Genomic DNA, 8,910 nt, shown 5'->3' on the forward strand with positions numbered 1-8,910 from the left:
TCTCCATGTAGCGTTCTCCGTGAGGTTTGACGGAACAACGGCATAGCCGATCCGGCCTGCATAGGATCTACTACCGCTGGCTGTTCTTCGCAGCAGGACCGCTCGAGCAGGCCGTGATCAGCCGGGCGATGGGCTGGGAAGTGCCCGAGGGCAAATCGGGCATGGCCGGCTTCGGCACCTATGAGCGCACCGTCGCGGCGATGGACGGCCTGCTGTCCGGCCGCGACTGGGTTTGCGGCGCGCGATTCACCATGGCGGACGTCTATGTCGGCAGCCAGATCGACTGGGGCCTCAACTTCGGCTCGATCCCGCCGCTGCCCAGCTTCGCGGCCTATGCCGAACGCATCCGCACCCGCGCGGGTTACCAGGCCGCCAAGGCGATCGACCGCGATCTGATCAAGGCGGCGAAGGGCTGAGCCTCAGCCCTTCTTCCCCGCAATATACCGGTCGATATTCGCCGCCAGCACATCGAGGGGCACGTTGCCGCCCTCGACCACTGTGTTGTCGTAGTCGCGCAGGTCATAGGCCTTGCCGAGCGCCGCCATCGCCCGCGCGCGCTGGCGCAGGATTTCGCTGCGGCCGATGAAATAGCCGCAGGCCTGCCCCGGCCAGCTGCAATAGCGCTCGACCTCGCTGGTCACCTCCTCGCGGCCCGAACCGTTGGTATTGGCAAACCAGTCGATCGCCTGCTCGCGCGTCCATTCGCGCGCGTGGAGGCCGGTATCGACGACCAGACGGCAGGCGCGGAAGGCGATGGACTGGAGATAGCCCAGCTTGCCCACCGGATCGTCGTCATAGGCGCCAAGCTCGTCGCCCAGCGTTTCCGCATAGAGCGCCCAGCCTTCCGAATAGGCATTGAACGCCAGCATCGCGCGGATTGTCGGCAGCTGGTTCGAATATTCGCCCTGCCACACGTGCCCGGGAATGGCCTCGTGATGGACCAGCGTCGGCAGACTGTAGGTGTTGTGCAGCCGCGTCGTGCCGAGATTGATCCACATCTTGCCGGGGATCGAGCCATCGATGGAGCCGGGTCCGCCATAGGCGCCGGGCGCGCCCGGTTCCTCCGCCGGGGGCAGGCGCCGCACTTCCAGATTGCCGCGGACCAGCTTCGAAAACGCGCGCGGCATCTGTCCGCGGATATAGGTCAGCCGTTTCTGGATGAAGGCGATGATCTGCGCCCGGCCCTCGTCGTTGTCGGGGAACTGGAAGCGCGGATCCTCGCCCAGCGCGGTCATCCGCTCGCCCACCGTGCCGCTGGTATAGCCCAGTTTCCTGAGGATCGGGTCCATCCGCCCCTGCAACTCGGCAAGCGCTTCGAGGCCGAGCTTGTGGATCTCGTCCGGCGTCATCCGCGTCGTCGTGCTGGCGCGCAGGGCCCAGGCGTAGAACGCATCGCCGCCGGGGCGCTGGTGCATCCCCGCCGCCGGCACCGCCAGCTTGCGCTGCGCGATCAGCTCGGCAAGCTGGTGTTCCAGCGTCGGGGCAACCTGTCTGGTCACGATCTCGCGCGCGCGGCCTGCCCAGTCGCCGGGAATGCCCTTCTCGCGGGTGCGGCGCTCGATCGATTCGACAAGGCCGCCACCCGACCCCATCGCTGAAAGACTTGCACCCATCTGCAGGATCGCCTTGTCGATGAGGAACGACGGCGCGATCACGCCTTGTGCTGCGGTTGCCTTCAGCCGCGCGGTCTCCCCCTCCAGCACCGCCGGAAACTGCGCCAGCCGCGCCAGATAGGCTTCGGCATCCGCTGCCGTATTGATCGGATGGTCCGAATCAAGGAAGCGCGGCACGTCGATGTAGGCGCCCACGTTCTGGATCACGACGTATGGGGTGTTGCGCCAGCTGCCGACGGTGATGTCGCCATAAGGCAGCGCGAAGCCGTCGAGCGCAGTGCGATAGGCGCTCTTCACGACCGCAAGGCTGGTGCGGGTGACGGGATCGAGCCCTGCGTCGGCAATTGCCTCGACCTTGGCGAGATCGCTGCGCACCAGCGCGGCGACGGTGGCCTGCCCTGCGGCCGAGCGGTTCTCCAGCGCGCCCCGCAAGGCAGCATGGGCCCCGGTATCGAGCCCCAGCGAAGTCGCGCTCTCCGGCTTCAGCGCCAGCATGCGCCACGCGGCATCATCAAGCAGGACCGCCGCAGCGGATGACGTTGCAGCCGCCCGTGCCAGTTCGGGAAGGGCCAGCACGGCAGCGCCGGCGGCAAGGCCCGCGATGGCCTCACGGCGGGTGAGGGCGGGAGAGCCGGAGTGTTGCGGTATCATGCGGGGTACAGTGTCGCACCGGCCCTTCGCTGTCAAAGCCGCGTCATGCCCTGTCGCGCAGCGGGGATTGGTTCGAAAATGGAGCAACCGGGCGTGGACTTGCCGCCCCCTTCTCCCGCCATTCAGCACGAACAGAGGAGATCCCGGCCCATGGCAGGCCATGAACGCTATCGGCTGCTGGATGAACTGCGCGGTGTCGCCGCGCTGGCGGTGCTGGTCTTCCACATCGGCACGCGGGGCGGTGGCCCGCTGATCCTGCCCAACGGCTTTCTCGCGGTCGATTTCTTCTTCATGCTCAGCGGCTTCGTGATTGCGGAGGCATACGAGGCGCGTCTTGCATGCGGCATGGCGTTCACCGCGTTCGCCACGCGCCGCCTTGTCCGCATGGCACCGGTGGCCATGCTCGGGGCGCTGGCGGGCGGGGCCTATCTCGTCGCGCGTGCCTTTGCCGCGCCCGCCCGTTCCGATCCGCTGGCCGAAGTGCTCGGCGCGAACCTGCTCAACCTGCTGATCCTGCCCAAGCTGTGGCATGGCCGCGCGACGGGGTGGGAAATGTTTCCTGCCAATGGCCCGCTGTGGTCGCTGTTCTTCGAAATCGCTATCAATCTCGTCTGGGCCGCCGTGTTTGCGGGGCGCAGCACGCGCGTTCTTTGCGGCCTCGTCGCTGCGAGCGCCGGGCTGCTCGTGGCGCTGGGGTTGCATTTCGGCACGCTCGATATCGGCTGGGAAGCGGTGTCGCTGGCGGGCGGAGTGGCGCGGGTCGGCTTCGGATTCGGCATCGGCCTGCTGCTGCACCGTGCGCGCCATCTGTTGCCGCGCATGGGGCGCTCCAGCGCGATCATGGTGCTGGCGGCGCTGGTCTATTTCCTCACGCTGCCCTTGCCGGTGCTCGGCTGGCAGCTGCTCGTCGTCCTCGTGTGCATGCCCGCGGTGCTGCTGGTCGCGGTCGCGGCAGGTCAGGAACGCGTGCTGCCCGGTGGCGCCCTGCTCGGCCGGCTGTCCTACCCGGTCTATGGCACGCACGTGCCCCTGCTCGCGCTGGCCGCCGGTGTGCTGAAGTATGCCGGGGGCGGAGCTGGCGAAAACTGGGCCGCACTGCTGCTCGCGCCGGTGCTGCTCGCGGCGGCCTGGGCGGTGCTGGTGTGGTTCGATGAGCCGGCCCGCGCGTGGCTGGCGCGGCATGTTCTGGCCGGCGCTGATTCGCCCGCAGGCCCGGCACGGCCGCGCAGCACCGGTCTGCTGCGCCGCTTTCGCGCAGTGACCTAGCAGGAACGCCGCCAACTGCTTCGGAACTGAACCTGTTTCCGCGCTGCAATACCAAAGGGCACCGCTAAGCCGCCAGACATCCGGGCGCACCATCCCGCGCTGCGGCTGCCTTTCCTGCGATCAATACCGACTCGGTTACCACGTATAGATAAGTAATCGTGAAAAATGATACACTTAAAACGGAATTAATAAGTTAAAATATCGGGCGTTAATTCCGGTTTGGAGCGTCAAAAACGCAGTCATGGCAGTATTGGGGATTGAGATGGCGACGATCAACGGAACAAGAAGTAACGAAGTTCTCACGGGTACTTCCGGGGATGACGCGATAACGGGTGGAGGCGGCAGTGATGTGATCTCCGGCGGCGCTGGAAACGATGTGCTTTACGGCGGTGCCGGCAAGGACTGGCTCTATGGCGGCGACGGTAACGACATCCTCAAGGGCGGCGGCGGCCAGGATTCGCTCACAGGCGGTGCCGGCGCCGATCAGTTTCTGTTCCGCTCGGCCGAAGGCGTTGCGCCTTTCAGGTTCAGCGGCGGCAACGGCGTTGCCCAGGTTTCGCAATGGGTCATGGTCACCGACCTGACTTTCGCGGATGGCGACAATGTGCGCATCACCGGCTTTGACGACATCTTCGGCACGCTCGGCATGTCGCGCAGGGGCACCGGTTCCTACTTCATCGACGGCCAGGAAGACATCAATGCGATGGCCCGGTTCCTTGCCGCGAACCCGTCCAAGGGCAGCTTCTACGAAATCAACGGCGGGCCGTTCGATGGCACCACGTTCCTGCTCAACGATGCCTTCGGCAACACACAGGCGCTGACGCTCAGCAACATTCATCCGGACCCCATCGTGATCTGAACCCGGAGGCCGCGACACGGCGCGCGTTCCAGCGCGCCGTGTCGCGGCGGGGCGCGATGACCGGGTGTTCCCGAGGAGACTCCATGATGCGGTTCCACACTCTCGATGGCATGCGCGGCGTCGCGGCCTTCGTTGTGCTGGTGTTCCACATCGTGCAGCAGCGCACCTTGGCCGCACTCCCTTTCGCGGGGTTGGCGGTGGATTTCTTCTATGTGCTGAGCGGCTTCGTCGTCGCGCATTCCTACGAGGCGCGGCTGGCCGGCGGGACGCTTTCGCTGCGCGCCTTCGCCCGGTTGCGCTTCGTCCGGCTCTATCCGCTGGCGTTCTTCGGCATCCTGCTGGGCACAGTGCTGGCGGCGCTGGCGGCGGCGGTAAAGGGCTCCGTCAGCGCCGGCGATGTCGCAGCTGCAGCGGTGTTCGCCTTCCTGCTCCTGCCCTCTTTCGTTTTTCCGCAGTGGCCAACGGCCTATCCGTTCAATCCGGCGGCCTGGTCGCTGACGTTCGAGGCGCTCGCCAATCTGGTCTTTGCCTGCATTGCGCGCTGGCTCAGCCATGCGGTGCTCATCGCGATCGTGCTTGGCGGCGGCGCGGCGCTGGTGTGGCTGGCCTATGCCAATGGCGGGATAAGCGGCGGGCATGAGCAGGCGGATGTCCTCCTCGGTGTGCCCCGCGTGATCTTTCCGTTTTTCGCCGGCGTCCTCCTCCGGCGCCTGCCTTCAGCGCCGGACAGTGGTCTGCTGGCGGGCGGTGCGCTGATGCTCGTGCTGCTCGCCGTCCTGCTCGCGCCCACCGGCTGGGGTGCCGCAACCTCGCTGGCCTGCGTCCTCGTGCTGTTTCCGCTGCTGGTGTGGCTGGGCATTGCCAACCGTCCGGGTCCTGCGTTCGAGCGTGCTTTCGCCGCGATCGGGGCCTTGTCCTATCCGCTCTATATCACGCAAGCGGCCGTGCTGCGGCTCGGGCTTGAAGTGGTGCGCCGTTACCCTCTGTCGCCCGCCCAGTTCGCGCTGTTCGCGTTTGCCGAGGCGGCCTCTGCGATCGCGCTTGCGTGGTTCGCGATGCGCTGGTTCGATGTGCCGATGCAGCGCCTGCTCCGCCGGCGTGACCGGCCGGGCGCGGCCTCCACAAGCCCCCGCGGCGCCTTCGCCTGATCGTCCTGCGCCATATTGATGATGGCTTCCGGCTCATCATCGGCTAGTCTGCCCGTTCCACCCTCAAGGGAGTTCGGCGCATGAGCATTTTCGACCAGATCCTCGGCCAGATCAGCAGCAACGTCGATGTGAAGAACCTCGCCGCGAAAGTCGGCATCGATCCTTCGATGGTGGAAAGCGCGATTGCCGGGCTTGCTGCGGGCCATGCCGCGCCGACCGACACGGTGGAAACCGCCGCTGAAAACACCGGTATCGATGCCGGCATTCTCCAGCAGATCGTCGGCCACATCGGCGGCGAGGGCTCGCTCGCCAGCTTCGCGACGATGCTGACCCAGCACCCCGATGCGGCGGGCATGCTGGGCGGCCTGCTCGGCGGGAAGGAAGGCGAAAGCCCGCTCGGCAATCTCGGCGGGCTCGCCTCGGGCCTGTTCAAGTCCTGACGGCCAGCGCAATCAAACCGCGATGACGGACGCTGCGCTATCGCTTGCCATGCTCACCGCGCTTGCCCTGATGGCAGGCGCGGTGTTCCTCTGGCGCAAGGGTGAGCGCCAGCGCCCGGCGCTCATGGCGATCCTTGCGGCGGTGATGATCACCAATGTCGTGATCTGGTCGCTGCCGACACCCGGCGGGCAAACCCTGACGTCCGCCGCAACCCGGCCCTGAGGCTCTGGCCGCCGCATCGGAATAGGGTGGATTCCGGCCGCCGCCGCCGTAAACATCTCCGCGCAACCGGATGCCCCTTCGCACCCAGACTACCGGAGAGACCATGACCAACCACATCGCCGGCAAATCCATCGTCATCACCGGCGCAGGCGGCGGCTTTGGCCGGCTTGTCGCCCAGAAAGCCGCCGCGCTTGGCGCCAAGGTGACCTGCGGCGACATCGATCTTGCCGCGGCGCAGGCGACCGCAGACGCCGTCATCGCCGCTGGCGGCACCGCGCTGGCTGTCGAGACGGATGTGCGCGATCTTGGCGCGGTCAAGGCGCTGGTCGCCGCCGCCGCTCAGGCGCACGGCGGGATCGATGTGATGATCAACAATGCAGGCATCATGCCGCTCGCATTCTTTTCCGACCACGAAGCGGCCTACCCGGCGTGGGAGCGCTGCATCGATATCAACATCAAGGGCGTGCTGAATGGCATGGTCGCGGCCTATGATCCGATGATGGCGGCGGGGCGCGGGCAGATCGTCAACCTTTCCTCGATCTACGGCAATTTTCCGGTCATCGGCGCGGCGGTCTATGGCGCGTCCAAGTCTGCGGTGAACTTCCTTTCGGAATCGCTGCGCGTCGAAAGCCGGGGCAAGATCAAGGTCACCACGATCAAGCCGACGGGCGTGCCCACCACCGGCCTTTCCGGCACGGTGATCAATCCCGCTGCGGGCGTGGGCATTGTCGCGCACAACATGCCCGAATTCATGGACATGGTGCAGCAAATGGGCGCAGGCACTTTCCCGGCCGAGCGCCTCAGCCCCGATTCCATCGATTATGCCAGCCTTGCGCCCGAGCATATCGCCGATGCGGTGATCCACGCGATCAACCAGCCCTGGGGCGTCTCGATTTCCGAGGTGACCGTGCGCGCGGCGGGCGATCACTTCGTGCTTTGAGCCCTACTCAAATCCCTAGTGGCCGAACGGCCCGAAGCGGTTCAGCCTCTCCCCACGGGCTTTCTTGGCCTTGCGCCGGATCGACCCGATAAAAAACACTTGGGGAGAGGCAGCATGAAGCAATTGGCACGCGCCAGGAGGGCGCGCTTTTTCAGGCTCATGATGATTGGCGGTGCGCTGATGCCTGCAGCCGCCATGGCGCAGGCCCAGCCTGCGGATGCGGACAAAGCCGGCGAAGACCAGACCTCGACAAGCGGTGTCGACAACATCGTCGTCACCGCCCGTTTTCGCAACGAAAAGCTGCAGGATACGCCGCTCTCGGTCAGCGCGCTCAATTCGAACATCATCCAGAACTCGGTCCTGCTCGATGTGCAGAACATCCAGAAGTTCCTGCCCAACGTGCAACTCGCCCGCATTTCCTTCGCGGGCAACGCGCTCTCCGCCTCCATCCGCGGCGTGAGCTTTGCCGATCTTGAAAAGACCTTCGATCCTGCCATCGGCATCTCGATCGACGGCGTGTTCCTTGGCACCAACACCGGCGCCAACGTCGATTTCTTCGATCTCGAATCCGTCGAAGTGCTGCGCGGTCCGCAGGGCACGCTTTATGGCCGCAACACCATCGGCGGCACGATCTCGATGCGCCGCACTCGGCCCACCGGCGAACTCGGCGCGACGCTGCATGGCCGCTACGGCAGCTACAACACCTATGATCTCGATGCGGTGGTCAACCTGCCCAAGATCGGCGACATTGCCTCGGTCAAGCTGTTCGGCCTGCTGCGCAAAAGCGATAGCTTCACGCGCAACCGCTATACCGGCCAGCGGGAGAAAGGCCGCGATTTCTGGAATCTGGGCGGCTCGGTGCTGTTCGATCTCGGCGCGGATTCGACCGCACTCCTCTCGGTCGATTACCAGAAGGACCGTTCGGGCTATCCTTCCACGATCAATCTCACCCAGCCAAGCGGCCTCGTTTTCGGCGCGGGCGGCAATATCTGCGATTTCACGCAGGCCATTTTCGCTGGCGTGCCACCGCTCAGGAACCTCGGCTGCGCGTCCGAGGGCTATCTGAAGCAGGCCAAGGAAAACTATACCCTCGCGAACTCGACGATCCCCTTCCAGAGCTTCATCGATGGCTGGAACGGCGCGTTCGAAGTGAACACCAAGCTCGGCGGTTTCAAGCTCACCGCGATTACCGGCTACCGCTCGACCCGCGATGCGCTGCTCGAGGAAAACACGGGCGCCCCGCCGATCCCGGTCGCGCCCGGCGTGGCGCTGCCGCTGTTTGTCGCCGCGCGCGATCAGACCTACAAGCAGTTCAGCCAGGAAGTGCGCATCGCCGGCAATCTCACCGATCACATCGACCTTGTTGCGGGCGGCTACTACCTCCACACCGACTATTTCATCAAACCCTATCCCTACAACGGCGTCGCCGCGGCGCAGGCCTATATCCTCAACGGGCCGGTGCAGAACTTCACCGCCGGGCAGAAGCTCGATTCCTTCGCGATCTTTGCGGAATCAATCTTCAAGTTCGGCAGCAATGTGCGCCTCACCGTGGGCGGGCGCTACACGTGGGAAACCAAGGACTTCAACATCGCCTTCACTGTGCCCGCGGCGTTCAAGGCCACCGCGAAGCAGACCTTCAGCGATCCCACCGGCCGCGTCATCCTCGACTGGAAGCCTAATCCGGACACGATGGTCTACGCCAGCTGGTCGCGCGGCTTCCGCTCGGGCGGCTTCAACGGCCGCGCCACCTCGCCCACCTCGATCGGGCCC

9 protein-coding genes are annotated in these 8,910 nt (G+C 65.5%); 8 read left to right on the forward strand and 1 reads right to left on the reverse strand.

Annotated features, from left to right (window positions below; genetic code table 11):
• Window positions 1-26: 26 nt before the first annotated feature.
• Window positions 27-416 carry a glutathione binding-like protein gene (locus K5Q19_RS10005; protein WP_292944327.1) on the forward strand — a complete coding sequence of 130 codons (390 nt, stop codon included), beginning with the start codon at window positions 27-29 and terminating at the stop codon, window positions 414-416.
• Window positions 417-419: 3 nt separating this feature from the next.
• Here the strand turns inward: K5Q19_RS10005 and K5Q19_RS10010 are convergent, their stop codons facing one another.
• Complete coding sequence (locus K5Q19_RS10010; protein WP_292944329.1) at window positions 420-2,264, reverse strand: DUF885 domain-containing protein; 1,845 nt, start codon at window positions 2,262-2,264, stop codon at window positions 420-422.
• A gap of 150 nt (window positions 2,265-2,414) precedes the next feature.
• Here K5Q19_RS10010 and K5Q19_RS10015 point away from each other — a divergent pair, with 150 nt between their 5' ends.
• The 7 genes from K5Q19_RS10015 to K5Q19_RS10045 all read left to right on the forward strand — a co-directional run.
• Window positions 2,415-3,530, forward strand: coding sequence for an acyltransferase (locus K5Q19_RS10015; RefSeq protein WP_292944331.1), 1,116 nt, complete (start codon window positions 2,415-2,417; stop codon window positions 3,528-3,530).
• 262 nt (window positions 3,531-3,792) lie between these two features.
• Window positions 3,793-4,389, forward strand: a complete 597-nt coding sequence (locus tag K5Q19_RS10020) for a hypothetical protein (protein WP_292944334.1) — start codon at window positions 3,793-3,795, stop codon at window positions 4,387-4,389.
• An 86-nt stretch (window positions 4,390-4,475) separates the two neighbouring features.
• Window positions 4,476-5,537: an acyltransferase gene (locus tag K5Q19_RS10025; RefSeq protein ID WP_292944337.1), complete on the forward strand. Its 1,062-nt coding sequence runs from the start codon at window positions 4,476-4,478 to the stop codon at window positions 5,535-5,537.
• Between the two features lie 80 nt (window positions 5,538-5,617).
• Complete coding sequence (locus K5Q19_RS10030; protein ID WP_292944340.1) at window positions 5,618-5,977, forward strand: hypothetical protein; 360 nt, start codon at window positions 5,618-5,620, stop codon at window positions 5,975-5,977.
• 22 nt (window positions 5,978-5,999) lie between these two features.
• Complete coding sequence (locus K5Q19_RS10035) at window positions 6,000-6,200, forward strand: hypothetical protein (protein ID WP_292944343.1); 201 nt, start codon at window positions 6,000-6,002, stop codon at window positions 6,198-6,200.
• Between the two features lie 103 nt (window positions 6,201-6,303).
• Window positions 6,304-7,140 carry an SDR family NAD(P)-dependent oxidoreductase gene (locus K5Q19_RS10040; protein WP_292944345.1) on the forward strand — a complete coding sequence of 279 codons (837 nt, stop codon included), beginning with the start codon at window positions 6,304-6,306 and terminating at the stop codon, window positions 7,138-7,140.
• A gap of 114 nt (window positions 7,141-7,254) precedes the next feature.
• The coding region (locus tag K5Q19_RS10045) for a TonB-dependent receptor (RefSeq protein ID WP_292944347.1) at window positions 7,255-8,910 on the forward strand (1,656 nt) is incomplete at its 3' end.

The sequence above is a fragment of the Novosphingobium sp. genome, from assembly GCF_019748365.1.
In the GTDB taxonomy this organism is placed as follows: domain Bacteria; phylum Pseudomonadota; class Alphaproteobacteria; order Sphingomonadales; family Sphingomonadaceae; genus Novosphingobium.

Bases quoted from the DNA above. Each gene is read 5' to 3' on its own strand.
- K5Q19_RS10010 (WP_292944329.1), bottom strand. From the start codon at position 2,264: ATGATACCGCAACACTCCGGCTCTCCCGCCCTCACCCGCCGTGAGGCC.
- K5Q19_RS10015 (WP_292944331.1), top strand. From the start codon at position 2,415: ATGGCAGGCCATGAACGCTATCGGCTGCTGGATGAACTGCGCGGTGTC.
- K5Q19_RS10020 (WP_292944334.1), top strand. From the start codon at position 3,793: ATGGCGACGATCAACGGAACAAGAAGTAACGAAGTTCTCACGGGTACT.
- K5Q19_RS10025 (WP_292944337.1), top strand. From the start codon at position 4,476: ATGCGGTTCCACACTCTCGATGGCATGCGCGGCGTCGCGGCCTTCGTT.
- K5Q19_RS10030 (WP_292944340.1), top strand. From the start codon at position 5,618: ATGAGCATTTTCGACCAGATCCTCGGCCAGATCAGCAGCAACGTCGAT.
- K5Q19_RS10035 (WP_292944343.1), top strand. From the start codon at position 6,000: ATGACGGACGCTGCGCTATCGCTTGCCATGCTCACCGCGCTTGCCCTG.
- K5Q19_RS10040 (WP_292944345.1), top strand. From the start codon at position 6,304: ATGACCAACCACATCGCCGGCAAATCCATCGTCATCACCGGCGCAGGC.